The sequence below is a fragment of the Bacillus sp. JZ34 genome (assembly GCF_053903205.1).
The window spans coordinates 4,048,390-4,072,525 of the sequence record NZ_CP096403.1; the positions used below are offsets into that span (position 1 = coordinate 4,048,390).

Consider the following 24,136-nt stretch of genomic DNA (forward strand, 5'->3'; position numbering starts at 1 on the left):
GAATGTTATGGCAGATACACTACAATTGGAACAGGTCTCATTTGAAATCATTCTTCACGCCGGAAATGCGCGTTCTTCTGCAATGGAAGCATTGCAGCTTGTGAAACAACACGAATGGGAAACCGGATATCAAAAAATACAAGAAGCAGAATCGGAGCTGAGCCAAGCTCATCAGGCGCAAACCCGCCTTCTGCAAAAAGAAGCACAAGGCGAAGGCCTTTCACCCAATCTATTATTAATCCATGCGCAGGACCATTTAATGACAGCCATGACTGTAAAAGATTTGGCGAAAGAATTGATTCATTTATATCAAGAGCTTCAGAAAGGAAGAGAAAAATGAAGATCGCACTTGTATGTTCAGCCGGAATGTCTACGAGTATACTGGTCAAAAAAATGAGGGAAGAAGCGAAAAACCGTTCATTGAAGGCCGAAATTAATGCATATGCGGAGGCAGATTTGCCAAGTCATCTGGATGAAATTGATGTGATACTGATTGGTCCGCAGGTCCGGTATTTAAAAGGGCAAATGACAGAGCGCGCCGAGCCTTATCATACGCCCGTGGCCGTCATTGATCAAATGGCTTATGGAATGATGGACGGAGCAAAAGTGCTGAATCAGGCAATCAGCCTTGCAACCTGATGCCTCCTGCAAAGAACCGCGTTTTCTTTGAAAACGGGTTCTTTTTTTTTTGAAGTTTAAAAGAATGATTTTTTGAAAGCGTTTGTTTTTGTATAATAATTGGTAAAGGATGTGATCATACATGATTTCCTCACAAGTGAAATCCCAGTTGATTGAAATTGTCGGCTCTGTCAATTATGACGATTCGAACGCCGGACGGCTCGTCTATTCTTATGATGCGACACCCCAGTTTCAATCGATGCCTGACGCGGTCATAGCCCCGCGCAGCACAGAAGAAGTATCGCAAATCGTGAAAATCTGCAACACGCACCGCATTCCGATTGTGCCGAGAGGTTCAGGTACAAACCTTTGCGCCGGCACATGCCCGACTGAAGGAGGAATTGTCCTCCTGTTTAAGCATATGAATCGAATTTTAGAAATCGATGAAGAAAACTTAACGATAACCGTTCAGCCCGGCGTGATCACGCTTGATTTAATTCACGCCGCTGAAGAAAAGGGATTATTTTATCCGCCCGATCCGAGCTCGATGAAGATCTCGACAATCGGCGGCAACATCAATGAAAACTCGGGCGGCCTCCGCGGGCTGAAATACGGAGTGACACGCGATTATGTCATGGCGCTTGAAGTCGTTCTCGCAAACGGGGATATCATCCGCACTGGCGGCAAACTCGCCAAAGACGTTGCCGGCTATGATTTGACGCGTCTTTTCGTCGGTTCTGAAGGAACGCTCGGCATCATTACTGAAGCAACATTAAAACTTATCCCGGCACCCGAAACAAAAAAAACCGTCCTCGCCCTCTATCAAGATATCGACTCTGCAGCCCAAACGGTTTCAAATATCATCGCACACAAAATCATTCCGACGACGCTCGAATTTCTCGATCAGCCCACGATTCAGGTGATCGAAGACTTCGCGAAAATCGGCCTTCCCGTCCATGCCAAAGCGGTTCTCCTGATCGAACAGGACGGCACCGAGGAAGCAGTCCGCCGTGACATTGCCCTGATTGAAGAGATTTGCACAAAAGGAAATGCTGTGTCCGTTCAAACCGCGCAAACAGAAGCTGAAGCGGAAAATCTTCGGGAGGCCCGCCGCACCGCACTTTCCGCTTTAGCCCGTTTAAAGCCGACGACCATTCTGGAGGATGCCACGGTACCGCGCTCTGAAATTGCCGAAATGGTAAAAGCAATTAATACGATCGCCGAAAAGCACAAAATATCGATTTGTACATTCGGGCACGCAGGCGACGGCAACCTTCATCCGACCTGTACGACAGATGTCAGAAACAGTGAAGAAATGAAACGGGTCGAACAGGCTTTTGAAGACATCTTTAAAAAAGCGGTTGAGCTGGGAGGAACAATCACCGGAGAACATGGGGTCGGCGAAATGAAAGCTCCTTATCTGGAACTGAAGCTGGGCAAAGCGGGAATCGCCGCCATGAAGACGGTAAAACAGGCGCTGGATCCTAACAGCATCATGAATCCCGGGAAGATATTTGCGAAAGACTCCCGCAAGCGGGTGGTGGTGACAAAATGACGACAGCTAACGAAAGAAAGGTCATTGAACAGCAGTTTAAACAAAGAATGGACGAGGAAGAGCTGCTGAATTGCATGCGCTGCGGCTTTTGTCTGCCGTCATGCCCCACCTATATCGAATCCGGTTTTCAGGAAAGCCATTCACCGCGCGGACGCATCGCGCTCATGAAAGCGGTCGTCGATGGGGCGATTGAGCCTGATGAGGATGTCGAACGGTCACTGGAGCTTTGCCTCGGCTGCCGGGCGTGTGAACCTGTATGTCCTTCAGGCGTAAACTACGGGCGCTTGCTTGAAGAAGCGAGGGATATTATTCAGCAGAACAAAAAACACACCCTTCCGGTTAAAGTGCTTCGCCGCGCGGTATTCAAAGGGCTTTTCCCCCACCAAAACAGAATCAGGGCGCTGACTGGAATACTCGGCGTGTATCAGCGTTCCGGCATGCAAAATGTGATTCGCAAATCGGGCTTACTTCGTCTTTTGCCGGACCATCTCGCGAAAATGGAGGCTGTTTTGCCGAAAGTTCCCGATATGAAACAGCTGAAAAAACGGCCGCACCTGCTCCCTGCGATCGGAGAGAGAAAAAAACGGGCCGCCTTTTTCTCGGGCTGCCTCATGGATACGTTGTTTTTAGATACGAATATGGCAACCATCGAGCTGCTGCGGCTGGCCGGCTGCGAGATCATCATTCCCGAACAGCAGACCTGCTGTGGTGCCCTCCACGGACACAGCGGCGAAAAGTCTGAGGCCGTCCTGCTCGCAAAACGAAATATTCAGGCATTCGAGGATTCAAACGCGGACTTTATCGTGACAAATGCAGGGGGATGCGGAGCATTTTTAAAGGAATATGATCATCTCCTGAAAGATGACTCTGAATGGCGGAAACGGGCAGCGGTTTTTACAGGGAAACTGAAAGACTTTTCTTCCGTCCTGTTGGAGCTGAACTTTGATCAGCGATCCCTTGAACTGCCGCAGCAAATCGTCACCTACCAAGATTCGTGCCATTTGCGAAATGTCATGAACACCTCCGCTGAGCCGAGATACCTTATTCGCAGCATCAACGGCATTGAATTCAAGGAAATGAAAAATGCCGAAAGCTGCTGTGGATCAGCCGGTATTTATAACATTGTCGAATCCGAAATGTCGATGAAAATTCTCGATACAAAAATGGAAGCAGCAGCAGCGACCCGGGCCGCTACGATCGTTACAGCTAATCCCGGATGTCTGCTGCAAATGAAGCTCGGCATTGAACGAGCGGGGCTTACAAACCAAGTGAGAGCTGTTCATCTGGCGGATTTACTGCTGGAAGCCGTCCAGGAGTGACTAGGCGGCTCACACTTGGTATATTTCTCGGGAAATAAATCGAAATATGTCTTCTGCTGCTATTTCCGGACAGCAGGAAATTCTCCATTCGGCTGGATGAAGCGCAAACCTGTTACCTGTCCGGAATCGCCGGCTTCGAACCGGACGCTGAAACCCGGCAGGTTTTTGATTTGAAATGTCAACTCACGGTAAGGCTCAAGTTCGTAATCAGGCTGACCGGGCAATGAAACCCAGAGCGTCCGGTTGTTTCTGAAAGACACAACGACATCTGTTCCGGCTTCCAATGCATATTCGCCCGTTAAAGAAGCAAGAAATCCAGGATCGTACAACCGCTGATCCGGCTTCCTGACAAATTCGATTTCTCCAGCGCCTTCCGCCATTTCAAACGGTACGGAAAGGCGGCTGATATGTCCGTGTATATCAGCGCTGAAAGATGAGAGCATCGCCATCTCCGTGAGCGGCATTTTCATCTCGAATATATTGTAATGATAATGCTTCAAAGGCATCACAAACGAATTGAAGAGCGCCTGTAACATACCGTCTTTACACTCTATTTTGATTTCACCGTAGCCAGGGTGCTCGTATACACCTGTGTAGTCCTTCAGGTCATGAGAAGGCTTCGTTCCTTCAATTTTGGTAAGATCCGCGGTTCGATCCACCCCTAAAGCCGCTTTCATTATTTTTTCCGCTTCGCCTTTCAGCCGGCCGTTCCAATCGATCTCTTCCAATCCAAGCAAGCGGTCAAAAATATTGTACGCCAGAACATTTGGGAGAAAGCTGCCGTTCATATTTGTCAAAATGGCAATCCCGATCTTTTCATAAGGCATGAAAGCAACAAGCGATGAAAAACCGTCAATATTTCCGCCATGATGAATCATATGACGGCCACGGTACGGTTCAACAAACCAGCCGAGCCCATAGCTGCAGACAGGGAGTTCCTTCGCTTTAAGAATGGAGTCGCAGGAAATGCAAGGCGTATGCAGCTCATGAAGGCTTCCCTCTGATAGAACACCGCTGAATTTGTCGCTACCAAGCTGAAGCAGCACCCAATTTGCCATATCCAAGGCATTGGAATTGATCGATCCAGCCGGCCCGATCACATCGATATTGCGAAAAGGAATTTTTTCAACTGTTCCGTTTTTCTCTTGATATGGAAAGGCAAAATCGGAAAGCTTTTGCATATCTTCGACCGAGAAGCTGCTGGATGTCATGTGCAAGGGTTTGAAAATCCGCTCATGAACAAACTCCTCCCATGTCGTTCCCGCTATTCTTCCTGCAAGATAACCGGCCGTCATGTACATCAGGTTCTGATACTGCCATTTTGATCGAAAATCCAGATTCGGCTCAAGGTAGCGGAGCCGTCTGAAAAGCTCTTCCCTTGAAAAGGAGGAATTGTACCACATCATTTCGTGTCTTGGGAGACCCGAACGATGGCACGCCAGATCACGGGGAGTCATCCGTTCGGTTGCCACCGGATCATACATCTTAAACTCCGGGAGGTATTCCCTTACCGGCTTGTCCCATTCCATTTTCCCTTCATCAGCCAAAACCGCCATCGCCGCCGTTGTAAATGCCTTGGAAGCGGAACCGATCGCAAATACCGTTTCCGGGTTCACTTTTAATTTCCGTTCTTTATCCCTGAATCCAAACCCTTCCGCCATGATGATCTCGTCTTCCTTAATGACTGCAACAGCGGCTCCGGGAACGTTCCACTCCTTCATTTTTTCCAGGGCAAATGCCCGAAAGCCTTTTAATTCCTTTATAGGCTGTCTCATTTTACTCTCCTCTCTTGATCTAAGCGTCTTATGCCTGTTCCAGGTGTCCGTATTCCATACGTTTGTTCGCCCGAATGGTTTCATTTAGAGAAAATTTGTATATTTATTCACGAATTCCAAAAGATAGGTATAAGGCTGAAAATGTCTAAAAAACAAGGAGGTTTTGTTCAATGTTTGGATTTATTTGGTCATTGATCATCGGCGGAATTTTAGGCTGGCTGGCCGGCCTCATTATCAGACGTGATGTACCCGGAGGAATCATTGGAAATATTATCGCAGGATTTATCGGTTCATGGCTCGGCTCCATGATTTTGGGACGCTGGGGTCCGATGATCGGCGGATTTAATATCATTCCGGCTCTGATCGGTGCGATCATTTTGATTTTCATCGTCAGTCTTGTCATGAGAAGTATGAGCGGACGAAACCGCAATGCTCAATAATGGATGATTTACGACGGTTTCATTAGAAACCGTCGTTTTTTATTTCATTCTGCTGCCGTCTTTTATATAATTAATTAGAAACACGAAATATTTTCAAGGGGAGGCTGTACATTGGAAAAAGTGGCAGAAAAAAGACCGAAGCGCTCTGAGGTGCCGCAGGAACTGACTTGGAATCTTACTGATTTATTTTCTTCTTATGAAGCTTGGGAAGACGCACTTGTGAAAATTGAGGAAGATCTCGTATCCATCGGCTCATTTAAAGGAAGGCTTCACGAAGGAGCTGACGTGTTGCTCGATTGTTTAATGCTGCAGGAAAAACTGCTAGAGCGCCTAGTCCGGGCCGCCGCCTATACTCACCTCAGAAAGTCCGAAGATTTGACAAACCCCGTCAACCAAGCCGACGCTTCAAGGATGGCCGCACTTCAAGCAAAACTAAACGCCGGGCTTTCATTTATCCAATCGGAAATTCTCGAATTCCCCGAAAATCAAGTGGAGACGTACATAAAAAATGAGAAAGGACTGGAGCCTTTCAGCAAAATGCTGTCCGAGATAATGGAGCGCAAGCCGTATAAGCTTGCTCCCGAAACAGAGGAAGCGTTAGCCGTTTTAGGCGAAGTGCATGATGCACCGTACAAAATTTTCGGGATGGCGAAGCTTGCAGATATGCAATTTTCACCGATTCAGGACCGGAACGGCAATGAGTTGGCCAATTCGTTCGCGTTATATGAAGGAAAATACATGTTCTCTCCTGATACGCATATTCGCAGAACCGCCTTTGCCTCCTTTACAAATACCCTGCAAACATACAAAAATACCATCGCCGCCGTCTATGAAACAGAAGTCAAAAAACAGGTCGGCATGTCAAGGCTTCGCGGATATCAATCCGCCACCGATATGCTTCTTCAGCCGCAAAGCGTCACGCTCGAAATGTACCACAACCAGCTTGATGTGATTAAAAACGAACTTGCACCTCATATGCGCAAGTATGCCGCCTTGAAAAAACGCGTATTAGACCTCGACGACATGCGCTTCTGCGATTTGCAGGCTCCGCTTGATCACGACTTCAGTCCAAAGACGACTTACGAACAGGCCGGCCGGATGATCTTGGACGCTTTACAAGTGATGGGACCCGAGTACGCGGAAGTCATGGAAACCGCATTGACTGAGCGGTGGGTTGATCTCGCTGACAACATCGGCAAATCCACGGGTGCGTTTTGTTCAAGTCCGTACGGAGTGCATCCCTTCATTTTGATGACATGGACGGATACGATGCGGGACGCCTTTACCCTTGCCCATGAACTCGGTCATGCCGGTCATTTCTACTTGGCAAACCGCAAGCAGCGCATCATGAATGTCAGACCGTCTCTATATTTCATCGAAGCGCCTTCTACAATGAACGAAATGCTTCTCGCCCAGCATTTGTTTTCCAAAACAAATGACCCGAAAATGAAGCGCTGGGTCATCAACCAATTGATGGGCACGTATTACCACAATTTCGTCACCCATCTGCTTGAAGGGGAATATCAGCGGAGAGTCTACGAACTCGCCGAACAAGGGTGCGCACTTACCGCTTCCGTACTGTCTGAACAAACCACCGCCGTGCTGTCCGAATTCTGGGGCAGCGGAGTGAAGCTTGATGAAGGGGCAGGTTTAACATGGATGCGTCAGCCGCACTACTACATGGGGTTATACCCTTACACCTATTCAGCCGGGCTGACAGCATCGACGATCGTCTCGCAGCAAATTAAAGAAGAAGGCCGCCCTGCCGTCGAGAGATGGCTGAACGTTTTAAAAACAGGCGGTACAATGAAACCGCTGGACCTGTTGAAACACGCGGGTGTTGACATGTCGACGGATCAACCGATACGCCAGGCAGTTGCGTATGTCGGAACATTGGTTGACGAGCTCGAAAAACTGTATGATCCAAAAGAAGACCGGCCTGATTAACAGCCGGTCTTCTTTTATTCTGTTACAGACTGCCGAACATCGGATTGCCTTTCATTCCGATCCATAAGTCTGATTGCTCTAATAAATGTGCGGTGCGAAGCAGCCAATGTTCCTTTCCTTTCGGTGCCGTCACTTGAACGCCGAGCGGTAAACCTTCATTTGTGAGGTGGACCGGGACGCTCATCGCAGGCTGTCCGGTTAAGTTGGCAAGCTGTGTGAATGGTGTATATGTCAAGCTTTTCAAAAACATTTGATAAATCAACGACTGCTGCTCATTTTTTTCCAGCTCACTCACTTTCAGGAGCGCTTCGGCTTCTTTTTCGGTATGAGTAAGCTCGCCGACCTTTGGAGCGGGGTAAGCCGTTGCAGGGGTCACATACAGATCATAGGTCTCATGAAACGCCGCCATTTGTGCAGCTGCTTGATCCCAGGAAGCAAGGCTTGCCGTAAATTCGGCTGCCGACACTTTTTTGCCTGCTTCATTAAGCACCCATGTGACAATTTCAACATCCTGAACAGTGATCGCTCTTCCAAGCGTTTTTTCCATTCCTAGAATCATCGCGGAAATTTCACCGCTGTTCATTAAGTAGTAGTTCTCCATTAACCGGAGTCCATCAACGCCGTTCGCCTGCTCTTCGACGCGGTGTCCCTGCGCTTCCAGCCATTTAACGGTGCGGTGGACGGCTTGTTTGGCTTCATCACTGACAGGCGTTCCGACGGGTGATTCTACAGAAAATGCGATATTCAACGGGCGCTCCAGCCCTTTTTTCATATCCTCTTCATAATGGCCCGGAAATAAAGGCGTTTGAAAAGCGGCTTCAGGCTGAACGGTTTGCAGGATATCAAGGAGCGCAGCGCTGTCCCTGACCGTACGGGACAGCGCAAAATCGATCGATGCTCCCTGCCATTGCCGCCCGACGCCCGGTCCTACAGGCGTTCTGCCCCGGGTCGGCTTCAAACCGAATAGCCCGGTAAATGAAGCGGGGATCCTAATGGAGCCCCCCCCGTCACTAGCTCCTGCAAAGGGAACGATTCCGGCCGCCACCGCTGCAGCGGAACCGCCGCTTGAACCGCCGGGTGAATAATCGGTGTTCCAGGGATTTCGCGACGGCCCGTATAATTCAGGCTCAGAAATATTTTTCAATCCGTATTCGGGCGTATTCGTTTGGCCGAGAAATAAAAAGCCGGCGCCGCGCAATTTAGCAACGAAATTCGAATCGCGCTTTGGTTGATAAGATGAAAGTAGCTTGGCGCCGGCTGTAAGAGGCTCCCCTTTCAACGCTTGGGAAATGTCCTTTAAAAGGATCGGCACCCCGGCAAACGGCTGCTGTCTGATATCGAGCTGTCTGCATTCATGTTTGACCTGTTCTTTTCTCGTCCGAACGACCGCATTCAGTTCTGGATTGACTTCTTCAAGGCGGGAAAAAGCAGCATCGATTAATTCGTTCACCGTTACTTCCCCATGTTTGATAAGCTTAGATAAAGCAACTGCGTCATGCTTCATATAGTCAGATATATTCATATCAGTACCTCACTTTACTGTTCGCTTGTGTTTACTATTGTGCATGAGCCTTTTGAGGATTTCAATGTTTTCAGTTTAGATCAAAAAGGAGATGAGTGAAATGAATATTCGAAGGTTACACCCAGAACATGAGCCGCCGCTTGATTTACTGTTGACGGCAGACCCTTCCGAAAAACTGGTTATCGATTATCTCAAACGGGGACAATGCTATACAGCAGAAATCGACCGCCGGATTGTAGGTGTCTATGTGCTGCTGCCGACGAGACCAGAAACAGCAGAGCTCGTCAATATCGCCGTCAAAGAAGATCTGCAGGGAAAAGGAATCGGCAGACAATTGGTTATGCATGCGATTGAAACGGCAAAATCACAAGGATTTAAGACAATTGAAATCGGAACCGGGAATTCAAGCATCGGCCAGCTTGCGCTCTATCAAAAATGCGGATTTAGAATCACCGGCATCGACCGCGACTTTTTCTTGAGGCATTACGAGAAACCGATATACGAAAACGGCATGCGCTGCATCGATATGGTTCGCTTAGCGCTCGATCTTTAAAAAATCCGCCGGGCTCCCCGGCGGATTCTCGTCAATATTCATCAAAATAGGACTGGATCTTTTTCGGATCATCTGTTTTGGTCAGCGCCAGCATCAGCAAAATCCGGGCTTTCTGCGGGTTCAAAGAGTTGGAAGCCAATATGTTTTCCTTTTCAAGATCAGGATTGGGCGTAACAACCCCGCTGCCGGTGCGTGTAGAACGCACGACTGCCGCCCCTTTTTTCACCGCTGCGACTGCCCCTTTTTTCGCCTCGTCAGAGACTGAACCGTTTCCGCTTCCCGCATAGATAATGCCTTTCGCTCCCGCCTTGATTGCAGCGTCAAACAGATAGCGCCCGTCGTTTTGATACCCGTATATGATGTCGACTTGAGGAAGCAGATTGATCTTGGAAATATTAAAATCGGTATCTTTCGTATGCTTTTTTGTGATGTCATTATGAAAATAGATGCCGTCGGCAATATTGCCGAGGTACCCCATTTCTTCCGACTTGAAAGTGTCAGGAGCTGTCGTATGGGTTTTCGTCACATATCTTGCCGCAGCAATCCGGTCATTCAGCACCACCATGGTTCCTTTCCCGTAAGCTTCCTTGCTCGCAGCGACCTTTACAGCATTGTACAAGTTGGCAGGCCCGTCGGCTCCAATCGCTGTGGAAGGCCGCATAGATCCGACCACAACGACGGGTTTATCGCTTTTGAGGACGAGATTTAAAAAATAAGCCGTTTCTTCCAAGGTGTCCGTTCCGTGAGTGACGACAATTCCATCGACATCATCTGAAGCTAAAAGCTTCGCTGCGCGTTTGCTCAATTTCAGGAGCGTTTTATTAGTCATATTCTGGCTTCCGATGTTTGCCACTTGTTCTCCGCTGATATTCGCGATATCCTTCATTTCCGGAACGGCTTCAATGAGCGTATCAATCCCGACTGCACCCGCTTTATAATTGGTCGTCGACGTTTTGGACTGATTCGCCCCGGCAATTGTCCCCCCTGTAGCCAAAATTCTTATGTTGGGCAGACGGTCATTTCCTTGGGCAGTCTTAACAGAAGCAGTTTCCGTCTTCGCCCGGGCCTTTGTTTCATTTCGAGATTCGTTTGAACCGGAGCACCCGGCATTGATCAAAAGCAATAAGCCTAACACAATAAATAACATTCGTTTTTTCGTCATGTTTTGATCTCTCCCTGCTGCGAAGTCCGCTAATTATATATGTATTTTCTCTTTCCTCCTCTCTTTCATACCAGTTTAAAATGCATTTATACGCTGTCTATTTATATGTTAGATTTTCTTCTGCGTTTTTTTGCATTAAAAAAAGGGAAACCTCGTTTCCCTCTTCAGACCTTCTATTGTTTTAAAAAGCTGAATTCTTCCTTTATTTTTCTCAACAACTCTTCATTGGTGAGCACATCATAGGCGGTGAATGCCATAGATTTTGCGCCGAGCATTAAGCCTTCGAACCCTTGGCTGCTCATGGCTGCCTCCCGAAACTCGGGTGTGTGGCACGCGTACGGTTCATCGCAAATTTGTACATAAGGATGAATGGAAGGTGCGATCTGGCTGACATTCCCCATATCAACTGAACCTCCTCCGTCCGCTTTTTCATGAATCGAATCGGGATCGACGCCCAACTCAATCATGTTTTGTGTAAAGGCGTCTGACAGCGTTTCATTTGTTTTCAAATCATCGTAAGACAGCTCGTAAAAAGAGCTCTCAAGTCGGGCGCCAGTCGCAAGTGCGGCTGCTTTTGCACAATTTTTTACTTTATCAAGCAATTCATTGACATAAGCACGTTCCGTTCCTCTGACATAAAACTGGGCAACCGCATAATCCGGCACAACATTTGCCGCTTTCCCTCCCTCCGGGATAATCCCATGAATCCGGGCATCAGGGAGAATATGCTGTCTGAGCGCATTAATGCCGTTGAATGTCTGAATGACGGCATCGAGCGCATTGATTCCTTCGTGAGGCGCTCCCGCCGCATGCGAGGCCTTTCCGAAGAATTCGAATTGAATCGCATCCATCGCCAGCGATGTTCCGCTTTTTTCATGCCTGCAATACGGATGAACCATCATAGCGGCGTCCAAGTGATCAAAAACCCCTTGTTCGGCCATGGTTACTTTTCCGCCTTTCGTTTCTTCCGCAGGCGTTCCGTAAACATACACTTTCCCTCCGCATGATGCGATGACTTTGCTGACGCCGATTGCGGCGCCGACCGCCATCGTGCCGATCAAATTGTGCCCGCAGGCATGGCCAAGGTCAGGTAATGCATCATATTCAGCCATAAACCCGATGGCAGGGCCGGGACGGCCGCTGTCAAATTCGGCCGTAAACGCCGTCGCAAGGCCGCATGTTCCTAACTCCACCTGAAAACCGTGTTTTTTCAGCTCCTCGGACAGAATCTTTGAAGCTTTGAATTCTTCATGCCCCAGTTCAGGGTGATTGCCTATATACTGGCTGATATGCAGCAGCTCTTCACGAATATGTTCGATCTCTTTCTCAATTTGTTTTTTCATAACGGTTCTCCCTTCTCCATTACCGGAAGTTCTTTTCCAGGGTTGACAAAGTAAAGCTCATATCCTCAAAATGATTAAATATATAATTATATGAATATTAATACATTATAAAGGAGACGAACGGAATGAGCAATGGCACCCCCCAGAAAATAAAACTGCACTTCCCTCATACTTATGCTTTGATTTTTTTCATTATCATTTTAGCTGCACTGGCTTCATACTTCATTCCATCAGGAGAATTTGAACGGGTTGAAGAAGACGGCCGAACGGTTATCGTACAAGGGAGCTACACACAGACTGACGCCGGTCCGGTCGGTTTTTTCGAGATGTTTAAAGCCATACCGGAAGGCATGATTCAATCGGCGGATATTATTTTTTACATCTTTTTAATAGGCGGAGCTTTCGGCATCATCCATCAGACCGGGATGATTCGTGCAGGTGTTCATGTGCTCGTGCAGCGCTTGAAGAAACGCGGTTTCCTCCTGATTCCCGTCACCATGTTCGTCTTTTCCATCGGAGGCGCAACGATCGGTTTATCTGAAGAGACGATTATTTTTATTCCGATCGGCATCGCTGTTGCAAGAGCGCTTGGCTATGATTCAATGACCGGGCTGGCGATGATTTCCCTTGGCGCGGCTGCAGGGTTCACCGGCGGCATGTTGAACCCGTTCACAGTCGGAATCGCACAGACAATTGCGGAAGTCCCGGTGTTTAGCGCCCTCGGTTATAGATTGGCCGTTTATGCCGCCATGCTCGGTTTCTCCATTTTTTATGTCATGCGGTACGCCGAAAAAGTCAAAGCGCACCCAAATACCGGTTTGATGTATGGAAGCGAAACAGAGATGAATGAAGAGACAGCCGCAGGACAAGCTGATCTTTCCTTCACTGGAAGACACGGCCTCGTCCTGCTGATTACAGCATTGGGCTTCGGCATCAATATGTTCGGTGTATTTCAATGGGGGTGGTTTTTAAGCGAGTTGTCGGCCGGCTTTCTCATCATCGGCTTTGCCGCCGGCCTTGCGGGAGGACTCGGCATCAACAACACCTTCCATTCATTTGTCGACGGTATGAAACAGGTTGTATACGGAGCGCTGATTGTCGGCTTCGCCCGTGCCATTGTCATCGTATTGGAAAACGGACAGATTATCGATACGATCATCAACAGCCTTGCTTCAGCCATCAGCTCACTTCCGAACGAAATCAGCGCCATTGGCATGTTCGCCGTGCAAATCGTGATCAACACATTTATTCCATCCGGAAGCGGACAGGCAGCCACAACGATGCCGCTTATGGCGCCGCTGGCCGATTTATTGGGATTCGAACGCCAGATTGCCGTATTCGCGTATCAATACGGAGACGGAATCACCAACTCCATCATCCCGACCTCCGGTGTACTGATGGCTTCGCTTTCAATCGCAGGCGTCACTTACGAACGCTGGGTCAAGTTTGTCTGGAAGCTGGTCGCAGGCTGGATTTTCATCGGCGCCGCCGCAATTGTTATCGCCATGATCATCGGTATTAAGTAAACATCCGGTCCACAATATGCAGCCGGAGCCCCCGGCTGCATTCCTCATACATGTCTCCGTCTCCCTGACCATAGAGAAGCTAAACCATCAAAACCGGCGTTTCTGAGACGATTGATCTACTAAATTTTAAGCTCAGGTTAAGAAAACCCGAAAACGGGACTTTTTATCCACCATAGTCCAATTTCAAAATTCATCAACAAAGTGGCGGATTCTAAACAAAACACTTATATTTTTCACCTGTTCTGCCTTGTCATGGCTAAGCTGGAAAATGGATCAATCTCAATTAAATGCACCGTTTTGTAAGTCATTAGTTTTAGTCTATTCATACTACCCAAAGTTTGAAAACATGCCTAATCTTGCAAAACATTGACCAAAATTAGTATTTAACACCTATTTATTATTGATTCTTCAAACCTTAAAATGAGTGATGTTGTTTCTGTTTTTTTAAAGAAACTAAGGAAAAAGGAAGAATTATAATCAAATTTTCACTGTTAGATAAATGAAATGACCGGGACTTGAGTAAGATTTGTCCCGATGAAGGGCCTTTTTACCCTAACCACCCCATTCTTTTCATTTACATAACATTGAAAAAATAATAATAAAAAAGGAGACAGACCATGCGAAGTAAAAAGTTTTTTCTAATGATGCTTTTGATGATTGTAGCAGTCGTGTCAACAGCCTGCGGAGGCAGCAAAAGTGCGAGCGGAGAGAAAGAAGATACGAAAAAAGCAGATAATGCAGAAGTTAAAATACTAAGCTCCGAATATACGCTTCCGGATGATTCATCAACAAACCTGCACGAAAATGAACTTATACTAAAGATCAATGTTTCCGTTAAAAATACAGGAAAAGAACCATTGATGGTTGATAAAAGCCAATTCAGCCTTTACGAAGGCGACTCAAAAATGTCGGACGTCAGCGTATATGATGAAAGAAACAAGAGACTTCGTTCTTCCACGCTGAATTCTGACAAGGAAGTCGACGGAAATATCTATTACATCGTTGAAAAGGGCAAAAAGTTTCAGCTTGAATACACACCTGACATGTACGGTGAAAACAAAGCCGATCCTGTCAAATTCGAGATCGACGGCGGCAGCGACGATTTGCTGAAAACAGCCAAAAAACTTGAAGATCCGGCCAAAGCTTTGCTGGCTTACACAGATGTAACGATTTTCGGCAAAGATAATGATAACTTTGATAAACTGGTCGACGAAAATAAACGTGAAGTCGTTACCGATTACCTTGAAGGCGCTCAAAAATCAATCGTTCGCTCTTTAGGATATTATGATGAAGAAGATGTCGATAAAAAGAAATTGAATAAACTGATCAGCGCCATCCAAAACGCTTATCAAGAAAAATCTCAAGTCAAAGCAGTTACAAAATCAATTTCAGGCGATGAAGCAACTGTTGAAGCAACCGTTACACCAATCGATAATACGGATGTCCAAAAGAAAGTGAAGAAAAGACTGGAAGACTATGTGAAAGACAGCGGCAAAAACTTCATGTCCAGAGATGAATTGATCAATCCTGCGATTGACATCATGAGTGAAGAAATCAAAAAAGCACAGGCGACTTCAAGTGAGAAAACAGTTGAAGTTAAGCTTGAAAAATCAAAAAATGACAAATGGAAAATGGATGCTGATAATTACAAGACCGAACAATACTTCTCAAGCTTCCTTAAAAGCAACAACTAAAAAAAGCACCCTAGTGGTGCTTTTTTTCAATTACAATAAAACAAGTGCTGTCCGGCAGCGGCACGCGTCGGCCGAGCCGGTCTGTCAGCTCGATTTTAGGGTTAAGGTGTTCTTCATACCCTTCCTGTACATAGTGTTCGAACACAAGAATGTTCGCGCGTTCCCCCAACTCTTTCTCAATACAGCGCCGGAATTCAGTCGGCGTAAAATAGCCGAACTGCTCCTTCACTTCGTGCGGATAGGCTTCTTCTCCCCAAGTATATGTATAGAGGAATTCCATCGCGTCATTCACAAACAGTACGGCCGCATCCTTCTCAGCCTCAAGAATTTGCACCTTTCTCCCTTTAAAATCATGGACATACCGTTTCAAGAAATCCATTCCATCCGGGTCTTTAAAGCGAATCCGCCGCGTTTCCTCTTTGTTTTCGGTCATGATTCCGTCCCTGATGATGATTCTGCCTCCCCGCTTCAGAATATCAAAGGAACTTTTTAACGCTTGGGCAATGACGAGATGATTAAATCGTTTTCCTTCATACGGAATGTATGAAAACAATTCGTGCAATATCGATGAAAATACAATCGTGTCGACGCTTTTCTGTTCGAAGTACTCAGGAAGATCCAACGCATCAGCCTGTTTCACATGCCACGGCTTATGTTCGCGCACTTTTCTTTTTTGGAGCTCCTCAATGACATTGACGGAAAGGTCGATGCCGATGACCTCTGCTTCAGGATGCTGGTTCGTCAGCAAATCAAGCATCACGCCGCCTCCGGCTCCGATGTCGAGCATTCTTTCTCCAACAGCATAATCGGCAATCTTCTTTTTATAATCTTCCGCACCGTTCATGTCAGACAGATAAGCCGCTTCATTTTGCAGCCGGTCAAACGAATCCTTGCGAAACTCAAAAAAATCATAAAGCAGCACGATCGCCCGTTCATATAAAGGCGATTTCTCCGCTTCCTGGCAAAATTCAATCAGCTTCAGTCCGGCCTGCGAAAACGAAAACGTGACGCCGACAATCTCGGAAGCCTGATCAAACGGCTGAACAGCAAGCGAAACGTGTTCATTTACATGCACCCCGCCGAAAAGCAAATCGCTGATCGACATCTCTTTTAAGCACGCTTCGATAATCCGTTTTTTATAAACATTCGTATGACGCACACCCTGGTAATCACGGTACATGTCCTTCATCAGCGGCTCAAAGCTGATATGCTTGACTGATAAAGGATTGACAGAACGAAGCACTAGCAAAAAGATTTTGACAAACTCTTCAAAACTGAACGATGACAAGGCGGATTCCACATACCATAAATCGATCCGCTGAAAGAAGCGTCTCAGCGCATCTTCCGCCGCATGTTCCCTCAAAAACCGCTCGTACCGGCTGCTGTCTTCGCCGGAATCGAGCGCCTGTCCCCGCAGTTTTCTGATCCTTTCCGCAAACGGCCAATCTTTGTTTCTTTCTCCTGTGCAGATTTGGCCGATTATCCGGTTCACGTCTTGTTCAATCGATTCCCAAAGCGCCGGCGAAACCCCTTCAATGATACATTTGTTCAGAACGTACAGAACCCGCCTGATGTCGATGTGCTGAAGTTCGGATGCTTCAATCCAATCGATAAGAGGAGTGAATTGGCGATACCTTGATTCTCCGCGGATATACTGCCCGACGAGTCCATGCGTCAAAATCAAAATATAGATGAGTTCCTCAATATCCTGCCGCTCCGGCATATACGCCTGTCTTCGATCAGCATAAATCTGCGCCGACCCGATATTATGGATCGCAAGCTGAAAGCCTTTCTCACGCCATTCCTTTCTTTTATGAGGCTGGCCGCACTTAGCCGTTTCACTCCATATAAGAACCTCTTCAATGATTTCTTTTTCCCGCTCAGGAATGTCCGCTTTCTCCAAGATGGAGAGCGTCTGTTCCACATAAAGAAACACGGGATTCTGAGGCATGTTCTCCAGCGAAGATATCCGCTCCAGATTGACATTTTGTTCTTCAGTTAAAACAAGATACTTGAGCCATTCAGCATCACGCAAAACATGATAATCCCCGCTTTTCACTTTTTCAATGGCTTCTAACGATTGTAAACGCCTCATACGTTCTTCCCTCTTTTTTCTATTTCGATATGACTAATCATAAGGTAAATGGTTTCATATAGAAATAGGACAATAGACTTATAACCGCTATAATGTTTGGCCGCAGTCCGCCGTTAAGATTTGACCAGTAACCGTTTCTTGTTCGAGCAGCGCGCAAATGAGCAAGGCGATATCTTCCGGCTTTGCGATCCGTTCAAGCGGTAGCTTTTGGCTGAGCCGCTTCATTTTCTCTTCATTCCCCTCCCACCATCTCGTCGATACAGCGCCAGGTGCCACACAGCTGACCCTGATATCCGGAGCGAGCGCATGCGCCAATGATTTCGTCAGTCCGTGGACCGCCGCTTTTGATACGGCATAGGGGAGCGAAGAACCTGAGCCCGTCAGTCCTGCGATGCTGCCGACATTTACGATGGCGCCTTGCTTATTTTGCTTCATTAAAGATGCCGCCGCTCTCGCGCAATAAAACATCCCTTTGACATTTACCGCATACAGTTCATCCCAGACTTCTTCAGAAGCTCCATCCAAGTCATCAAGCTCGATATGCCTGGTGATGCTTGCATTGTTGACGAGCAGATCGACGGTGCCGAACTCACGGGCCGCCCGATCAAACATGCCTTGAACTTCATTGACCTTAGAAACATCGGCTTTAATCGCGAGCGCGCGGCCGCCTTGATTTTCAATCATCCCAACCGTCTCTTGCGCCTCCGCTTCGGAACGCGAATAGTTGACAATAACCGCTGCGCCGCGGTTTGCCAAAGCGAGCGATACCGCTCTGCCGATCCCAGTGCCGCCTCCTGTGACAAGGGCTGTTTTATTTTTCATTTCCATTTTTCATCACTCCCTTTTCAACTGATGCAAGCTGTGCTGTTCCATTCCCAAACGACCAGTTCTCTTTCACGTTTTCGGCCGCAATGATCATGACGTCCTCTTGGCGGATGCCGGCGTTTTTTTGTAAACATTCTGCAATGCGTTGATACAGCGCCAGCTTTTTTTCGACCGGTCTCTCTTTCATTGTGATGTGAATATAGATCAAATCCTTCGTCCGTTCGATATTCATATAGCCGGGATCGAAAAAGAATTCTTCCTCATCGTGCTGGGTGATGACCTGAAAATAATCATCTTCCGGAACATCGATCGTCTCCGTCATCGCCTTGTGAACCGTTCTGCTAATCCGTCGAAGCTCTTCGTTTGATCTTCCTTTTAAAAGATCCATCCTGACAAATGGCATATATTTATTCCTCCTTTGTATTGTTTAATAGTGTATAACGGTTATATCATTTTGTATAATTGAATCATTTGAAGGATTCATTCAATTTTATTGAACTTGAGGTGATGGGATGGATTTCAAAACGTTAAAGACGTTTCATAAAATCGTGGCTTGCGGAAGCTTTAACCGCGCGGCTGAAGAACTGAATTATGCGCAGTCCACAGTCACAATGCAAATCAAAAAACTCGAAGAAGACCTCGGCATCCGATTGCTCGAGCGGGGGAAAACATTCCGACTGACTGAAGCCGGCAGGCTTTTTTTTGAAGAAAGCAGCCATATTGTCAAGAATATGGATCACCTTCAACATCATATGGCCGACTTATTGCTTGGCGAAGCGGGAAATATCCGTCTAGGAGCGGTCGAACCAATCGCGAGCTGTGATTTGCCGCGGATGTTGGGGAGATTTTTAGCGGATTATCCGAAGATCCGGGTTTCCGTAGATATCGCCAACTCATCGACATTGGGGGAAAGGCTGGTTCAAGGCAGCCTGGACCTTGCCGTCTGTTCGACTCCGGCAATGGGAACTGATCTTTATTTTGAACCGCTATATGCTGAAGAGCTCGTAGTGCTGCTTCCTGAAGGACACCCCGCCGGAAACAATGAACACATCCATCTGAAAGATCTTAGGGAGCACCGTCTACTGATCACAGCCAACAATTGCACCTACCGGAAGAAAGTCGAAATCGCGTTTCAAGAGCTGCCGGGAAGCCAAATGAACACGATGGAGATTGGAAGCATGACCGCTTTGAAAAATTATGTTGCCGCTGGACTCGGCGTTGCCCTGATTCCGAAAAGCATCGTCTCCCCTCCTCCTCCCGGAACGATTGTCCGGTTTATCGGCGATGACCCGATCAGCGTAACCTTCGGCATCCTTTGCAAAACCGCGTCTTTCCCGCTGAAACAAGCGGACGCAAAGCTTTACCAATATTTGAAACAGGAACTGGGAGAACCGAAAAAACCTTCCGGCTGATGTCGGAAGGTTTGGGATGATGACATAATGGGACATTGAATGATGATGATCTGGTCTCAGAGGGGGATGGTTACTTGCACCTGTCCGCCCCCCGCTTCACCGTTTTTAATCGATAAATCGCCTTGATGAAGCTTGACAACACGAAGCGCAAAGGTAAGTCCCATACCGTAATGCCCATTCGATGTCCGGCTTTTATCTTCCATATAGAAAAGCTCGGCAGCTTTCTGCAGGCCTTCTTGAGAAAATCCTTTTCCGCTGTCAGTGATTGTGAAAATCAATTGATCATCCGTACACACAGCTTCAAAATCGATTCTCCCGCCTTCTGGTGTGTGATCTGCAGCGTTCGTCATGATGTTCATCAACGCTCGATGAAGCAGCTGTTTGTCCAACAGTGCTTTTTTATCTTCAAGGTTCTGTTCCTTCAGCACAATGTCAACCGATTTGTTCCCTATGTATGCTTCAGTGTCATTGAGAACACTTTCGACTAACGGTTTCACAGCACTTTCTCTATAATCGATATTTAATGCTTCCTCCGTTTTTGACAAATGGATTAATTGGTCAATGTACTGATCGATTTTTTGCCCCGCATCAAGTATGTATCTGATATATTCCGACTGCTCTTGATTTTGCGGTGATAAGCTCAGCAATTCCGCATTACCTTTAATAATGGTCATTGGAATTTTAATGTCATGAGCCAATGCGCCGATCTGTTCTTTTTTCGTTTTCTCTAAGTGCCACTGCGCGCGGAGGGAGGCTTGAAGGGCATTCCTCATGTCTATCAGGGAACTGATCACATGATCAAATTCCTTAATATTCGAAAACTCCGGAGTGAAATTTAAATTTTGTTTTTTAATTTGCTCAGCGATGGTGTTTAATGTTTGAAAATGATCTTTTAACCTGTTTGCAAATCGGGTTGTTACCGCAAAAACGACCGTAATTAGAAGCAGAATGATGATGCATAAGCTTGTCAGCTCATAGTTCGGGAGAAACCGTCTCAGCAGGGGAGACCGAAACTCAGCGCGCAAAGGATACTCCAACACACAATACTCGTCTTTGCGTTCGATGATCATATAGCCTTTTTGACTTAAGGTGACATACGGCCTGCTCTCAATTTTTTTCCGTACAATGGAAAGATTCGTTTCTTTCATGTTTCCCGCTGTCTTTTGTTTCGACTTTTTATCCAATATGGCATACAGCATCGTATCAGGTATCATGTCTTCCGTTATCCGTTCAGCCGATTGAAGCTTGGGCTTAAGCTTTTCAGCTTCGATTTCATTGTAATTGGCAGGATAAAACAGCCCTGCATTCATTCCGATCATATTGATCAAAACATATACAGCCGTGATCGCGATCAGGCTGAAACTCAAAGTGAGCATATATTTGATCAGTTCTCTGCGCAGCGTCTTTTTTTTACGGATTATTCCCATCTGTACCCTACGCCCCATACCGTTTTGATCGGATCTCTTTCGTGTTCTTTGCATTTTTTTCGGATCGTGCGGATAAATTCGGTTATCGTGGAGTATAATGCATTGCCTTCCAGCCCGTATACATAATCATAAATTTCTTCTCGTGTAAAAGTTCGTCCTTTATGCTGAGCCAACAGCTCACATATTTTAAATTCATTTTTTGTTAAATTCAGCTTTTGATCATGAATAAATACTTCTTTGCTGTCAAAGTGAAATAAAAAACCGGAAATCACACGTTTAGTTTCGTGTTTCTCTCTTTTTTCCCTTCTCAAGTGTGCATTTACTCTCGCACTGAGCTCAAGAACGCCGAAGGGTTTTGAAATATAGTCGTCTCCCCCAGTCAGGAGGCCCTTAACGATGGCCTCTTCCTCTGTCTTAGCGGTGAGAAACAGGATCGGACAATCTACCAGCGGCCGGATTTTCTCGCATAATTCAAATCCGTCCATCCCCGGCATCATCACATCAAGCAAAATTAAATCATACCCTGAAAACACGTCGAGAGATTCGGCGTTAACTTGACTCAATGTATGAACTTGATGCTGATCGCGGCGCAAAATATTTTGTATGAGTACAAGAATATCTTTCTCATCATCTACTGCCAAAATGTTCGCCACTTGCTGACCACCCTTTTTCATTATTCATAAGCTTTTCTTCCTTCCCAGCGGATAAACCAAAAGATGCTTAGAGCGAATACAGCTATTATAGCAAACACCATGATGAAAGCCCCCTGCTTGATTTCCCCGTCTAGAACAGAACGCAGAGACGGATTAATTTGGACAAATCGGTCAATCCCCTTATACCCTGTCAGCCTGATTCCCCATGCCCAGGGATTATATTTCCAAATGACATCGCCCAATCCCGTATTCATCAGTGCTGTCATCAAAAGACCTGCCCCGCCTATTAAAATCGAAGCCCCCATTCCAAATATGCAGCTGATCAGAAAATAAATGAAATAAAGTGTGACACTTCCGGCTGCCAGCCATGCCCCAGCCTCTAAAAAAAGGGCGATTGTCAGGTTCGGCACATGAAATAGAACTTTGAGCCCCAATACATAGAGTCCAATAGCCAAGAATACCGCACACAAGTTCATGAACAGAAGCAGTGTGACTTTGCTTAAATAAGCCGTTAATTTGGGCGCCGTGCCGCCCAACAGCACTTGAAAACGGCCTGCCCGCTCCTCTAATGAAGCCGTCATTCCGCACACTATTCCAATCAGAAGCGGCAGGGCAATCGCAATTGCCTCAAAATACGTGCGGTATAATTGATATGGATCATGATCTCTGTTATAGAAATAAAGCAGAAAAACACTCGCACAGATAACCGGAACGGTCAAGTGAAGCCAAATAAAAGATGTGCGCTTTGTTTTTTGAAAATCAGCCGCAAGGCATCTGAAAAATAGCAACAAATCAAACCGCCTCCCGTTTTATCGATTTGCGATCAACGGCAGGGGAAAATGACCGCCTGGTCAGACGCGCCAAAATAGCAAATAAAACAACAGATAGAACAACAGCCGGAGGAACGACTGCCCAGCTTGTTAAAGGATCGCCATTTTCAAGAGGCACACCGTTTGGATGGATGCCAATTGTCGGACACATGACCCTGATCGGCCAGCTCCACGGATTCAGCCACCAAAAAGGACTTGATGCCGACATGATGCCCAACACGATACTGCCCAGCATATTGAACAAAACGGCAGATATAAACCCAAATTTTCGCGCTATCCATAAACAGATGGGGATCTCCCACAGTGTCGTAAGCCAAAGCAGCAGATTCGCGGAAATGACTGTCAAATGAATGCTCGAAAATTGAGGAATGACAAACTGCATCACAACCATGAACCCTAAAAAAACAGCTTGAGACGCTAAAGAATAGAGCGCAATGACGCTTATTTTTGCAGACCAGATCATATGTAAATGTACGGGAGAAGAAAAAATGCCGTTATAATTCGACGCTTTCATTTCTTTCTGGTGTGATAATGCACAAAGCAAGGCGATCATGACCGGCATCAAGATGACAGACCACCAATTATACGTACCTGCTACAAAGAATCCCGGATTCATTAAAAAGGCGAAGCAAATATTAATCAAAGGCACAATGAAGATCATCTTTCTCGAAAATGTTCTTTTAAACTTCAGGTTTTCCGCTTTTGCATAATATCCGATCATTGTTCTCCGCCTTCTTTCCCCCGCGTTGATTTGACAACATCCATAAAAAGCCGCTCGAGATCGTCCCCCTTATTGATTTTCCCCTGATATCCGAGGTATCCTCCGCTGATAATCCCGATATGGTCTGCGATCTGCTCGACTTCCGACAAAATGTGGCTTGATAAGATGACCGTCATCCCTTGCTTTGGAAATGACCTGATCAGTTCCCTTAACTCTTGTATACCGATCGGGTCGAGACCGTTCGTAGGCTCATCAAGTATGAGTAATTTAGGGCGATTTAAAAGAGCGATGGCGATTCCCAGCCTCTGTCTCATCCCCATAGAAAACTGCCCCGCTTTTTTCTTTCCGGCATGATGCATATCAACAGTTTTAAGCACCTCTGTTATTCTCGCATCAGGAAGACCCAATAATGTGGCATGCACCTTGGCATTCTCGTAGGCTGTTAAATTATCATACAGAGGCGGGGATTCTATTAAAGAACCGATGTCTTTTAATACAGACCTTTTCCATTTCCGCCCCTCAACCAAAATGTCCCCGGCAGTCGGGTTTAAGATTCCGGTTAAAAGTTTTAAAGTCGTTGATTTTCCTGCTCCATTCGGTCCAAGCAGACCGTAAATACTGTTCTTTTTAACTGACAATGAGACGTCTGAGACCGCTTGCGACCTTCCAAACTTTTTTTGAAGATGCCTTGTTTCCAATAGAATTGTACTCATCTTAAT

Annotated in this window: 22 protein-coding genes; 10 read left to right on the forward strand and 12 right to left on the reverse strand. The window is 46.5% G+C overall.

Features of this window, described 5'->3' with window-relative positions:
- The first annotated feature begins 7 nt into the window (after nucleotides 1–7).
- From M1D90_RS20440 to M1D90_RS20455, 4 genes are all read left to right on the forward strand, one after another.
- Complete coding sequence (locus tag M1D90_RS20440; protein ID WP_020450044.1) at nucleotides 8–340, forward strand: PTS lactose/cellobiose transporter subunit IIA; 333 nt, start codon at nucleotides 8–10, stop codon at nucleotides 338–340.
- Complete coding sequence (locus tag M1D90_RS20445) at nucleotides 337–639, forward strand: PTS sugar transporter subunit IIB (RefSeq protein ID WP_023857786.1); 303 nt, start codon at nucleotides 337–339, stop codon at nucleotides 637–639. Before M1D90_RS20440 ends, M1D90_RS20445 begins: the two co-directional genes overlap by 4 nt.
- Before the next feature lie 121 nt (nucleotides 640–760).
- Nucleotides 761–2,173: a glycolate oxidase subunit GlcD gene (gene glcD, locus M1D90_RS20450; protein ID WP_456283025.1), complete on the forward strand. Its 1,413-nt coding sequence runs from the start codon at nucleotides 761–763 to the stop codon at nucleotides 2,171–2,173.
- Nucleotides 2,170–3,492, forward strand: a complete 1,323-nt coding sequence (locus tag M1D90_RS20455) for a (Fe-S)-binding protein (protein WP_103750342.1) — start codon at nucleotides 2,170–2,172, stop codon at nucleotides 3,490–3,492. Before glcD ends, M1D90_RS20455 begins: the two co-directional genes overlap by 4 nt.
- Before the next feature lie 59 nt (nucleotides 3,493–3,551).
- Here the strand turns inward: M1D90_RS20455 and M1D90_RS20460 are convergent, their stop codons facing one another.
- Nucleotides 3,552–5,267, reverse strand: coding sequence for a serine hydrolase (locus tag M1D90_RS20460; protein ID WP_456283026.1), 1,716 nt, complete (start codon nucleotides 5,265–5,267; stop codon nucleotides 3,552–3,554).
- A 170-nt stretch (nucleotides 5,268–5,437) separates the two neighbouring features.
- Between M1D90_RS20460 and M1D90_RS20465 the strand changes: the two genes are divergently transcribed.
- Together M1D90_RS20465 and pepF are read left to right on the forward strand one after the other, a co-directional pair.
- Nucleotides 5,438–5,707, forward strand: a complete 270-nt coding sequence (locus tag M1D90_RS20465) for a GlsB/YeaQ/YmgE family stress response membrane protein (protein WP_079289375.1) — start codon at nucleotides 5,438–5,440, stop codon at nucleotides 5,705–5,707.
- A 111-nt stretch (nucleotides 5,708–5,818) separates the two neighbouring features.
- Nucleotides 5,819–7,654, forward strand: coding sequence for an oligoendopeptidase F (gene pepF, locus M1D90_RS20470; RefSeq protein ID WP_145654080.1), 1,836 nt, complete (start codon nucleotides 5,819–5,821; stop codon nucleotides 7,652–7,654).
- A 22-nt stretch (nucleotides 7,655–7,676) separates the two neighbouring features.
- Here pepF and M1D90_RS20475 read toward each other — a convergent pair whose 3' ends face one another.
- Entirely contained in the window at nucleotides 7,677–9,176 is a 1,500-nt protein-coding gene (locus tag M1D90_RS20475; RefSeq protein WP_456283027.1) for an amidase, read from the reverse strand.
- Between the two features lie 100 nt (nucleotides 9,177–9,276).
- Here M1D90_RS20475 and M1D90_RS20480 point away from each other — a divergent pair, with 100 nt between their 5' ends.
- A complete protein-coding gene (locus M1D90_RS20480; protein WP_020450037.1) occupies nucleotides 9,277–9,729 on the forward strand; it encodes a GNAT family N-acetyltransferase in 453 nt (150 codons plus the stop codon).
- Nucleotides 9,730–9,760: 31 nt separating this feature from the next.
- Here M1D90_RS20480 and M1D90_RS20485 read toward each other — a convergent pair whose 3' ends face one another.
- Together M1D90_RS20485 and M1D90_RS20490 are read right to left on the reverse strand one after the other, a co-directional pair.
- Complete coding sequence (locus M1D90_RS20485) at nucleotides 9,761–10,891, reverse strand: type II asparaginase (RefSeq protein WP_105980685.1); 1,131 nt, start codon at nucleotides 10,889–10,891, stop codon at nucleotides 9,761–9,763.
- Between the two features lie 173 nt (nucleotides 10,892–11,064).
- On the reverse strand, nucleotides 11,065–12,234 hold the full coding sequence (locus M1D90_RS20490; RefSeq protein WP_020450035.1) for a M20 family metallopeptidase: 1,170 nt from the start codon (nucleotides 12,232–12,234) through the stop codon (nucleotides 11,065–11,067).
- Nucleotides 12,235–12,359: 125 nt separating this feature from the next.
- Here M1D90_RS20490 and M1D90_RS20495 point away from each other — a divergent pair, with 125 nt between their 5' ends.
- Nucleotides 12,360–13,760, forward strand: coding sequence for a YfcC family protein (locus M1D90_RS20495; RefSeq protein WP_195536986.1), 1,401 nt, complete (start codon nucleotides 12,360–12,362; stop codon nucleotides 13,758–13,760).
- A 617-nt stretch (nucleotides 13,761–14,377) separates the two neighbouring features.
- Nucleotides 14,378–15,454, forward strand: a complete 1,077-nt coding sequence (locus M1D90_RS20500) for a DUF4352 domain-containing protein (RefSeq protein ID WP_020450033.1) — start codon at nucleotides 14,378–14,380, stop codon at nucleotides 15,452–15,454.
- A gap of 10 nt (nucleotides 15,455–15,464) precedes the next feature.
- On the opposite strand, the gene M1D90_RS20505 is transcribed toward M1D90_RS20500, so the two are convergent.
- From M1D90_RS20505 to M1D90_RS20515, 3 genes are all read right to left on the reverse strand, one after another.
- Complete coding sequence (locus M1D90_RS20505; RefSeq protein WP_456283028.1) at nucleotides 15,465–17,549, reverse strand: class I SAM-dependent methyltransferase; 2,085 nt, start codon at nucleotides 17,547–17,549, stop codon at nucleotides 15,465–15,467.
- 87 nt (nucleotides 17,550–17,636) lie between these two features.
- Nucleotides 17,637–18,377, reverse strand: coding sequence for an SDR family NAD(P)-dependent oxidoreductase (locus M1D90_RS20510; protein WP_026580477.1), 741 nt, complete (start codon nucleotides 18,375–18,377; stop codon nucleotides 17,637–17,639).
- The gene (locus M1D90_RS20515) at nucleotides 18,361–18,777 is read right to left on the reverse strand and encodes a tautomerase family protein (RefSeq protein ID WP_020450030.1); all 417 of its coding nucleotides are present in this window, start codon (nucleotides 18,775–18,777) and stop codon (nucleotides 18,361–18,363) included. The genes M1D90_RS20510 and M1D90_RS20515 overlap by 17 nt, the downstream gene beginning before the upstream one ends.
- Before the next feature lie 109 nt (nucleotides 18,778–18,886).
- Here M1D90_RS20515 and M1D90_RS20520 point away from each other — a divergent pair, with 109 nt between their 5' ends.
- Nucleotides 18,887–19,786, forward strand: a complete 900-nt coding sequence (locus tag M1D90_RS20520) for a LysR family transcriptional regulator (RefSeq protein WP_020450029.1) — start codon at nucleotides 18,887–18,889, stop codon at nucleotides 19,784–19,786.
- A gap of 56 nt (nucleotides 19,787–19,842) precedes the next feature.
- Here the strand turns inward: M1D90_RS20520 and M1D90_RS20525 are convergent, their stop codons facing one another.
- Genes M1D90_RS20525 through M1D90_RS20545 form a run of 5 tightly spaced genes read right to left on the reverse strand, consistent with a single transcriptional unit; the run spans nucleotide 19,843 to nucleotide 24,130 of the window.
- On the reverse strand, nucleotides 19,843–21,213 hold the full coding sequence (locus tag M1D90_RS20525) for a sensor histidine kinase (protein ID WP_020450028.1): 1,371 nt from the start codon (nucleotides 21,211–21,213) through the stop codon (nucleotides 19,843–19,845).
- On the reverse strand, nucleotides 21,204–21,866 hold the full coding sequence (locus tag M1D90_RS20530; RefSeq protein ID WP_020450027.1) for a response regulator transcription factor: 663 nt from the start codon (nucleotides 21,864–21,866) through the stop codon (nucleotides 21,204–21,206). The genes M1D90_RS20525 and M1D90_RS20530 overlap by 10 nt, the downstream gene beginning before the upstream one ends.
- 20 nt (nucleotides 21,867–21,886) lie before the next feature.
- The gene (locus M1D90_RS20535) at nucleotides 21,887–22,657 is read right to left on the reverse strand and encodes a lantibiotic immunity ABC transporter MutG family permease subunit (RefSeq protein WP_456283029.1); all 771 of its coding nucleotides are present in this window, start codon (nucleotides 22,655–22,657) and stop codon (nucleotides 21,887–21,889) included.
- 1 nt (nucleotide 22,658) lies between these two features.
- Entirely contained in the window at nucleotides 22,659–23,417 is a 759-nt protein-coding gene (locus M1D90_RS20540) for a lantibiotic immunity ABC transporter MutE/EpiE family permease subunit (protein WP_020450025.1), read from the reverse strand.
- Nucleotides 23,414–24,130, reverse strand: coding sequence for a lantibiotic protection ABC transporter ATP-binding protein (locus M1D90_RS20545; RefSeq protein WP_020450024.1), 717 nt, complete (start codon nucleotides 24,128–24,130; stop codon nucleotides 23,414–23,416). The genes M1D90_RS20540 and M1D90_RS20545 overlap by 4 nt, the downstream gene beginning before the upstream one ends.
- Between the last annotated feature and the right edge of the window lie 6 nt (nucleotides 24,131–24,136).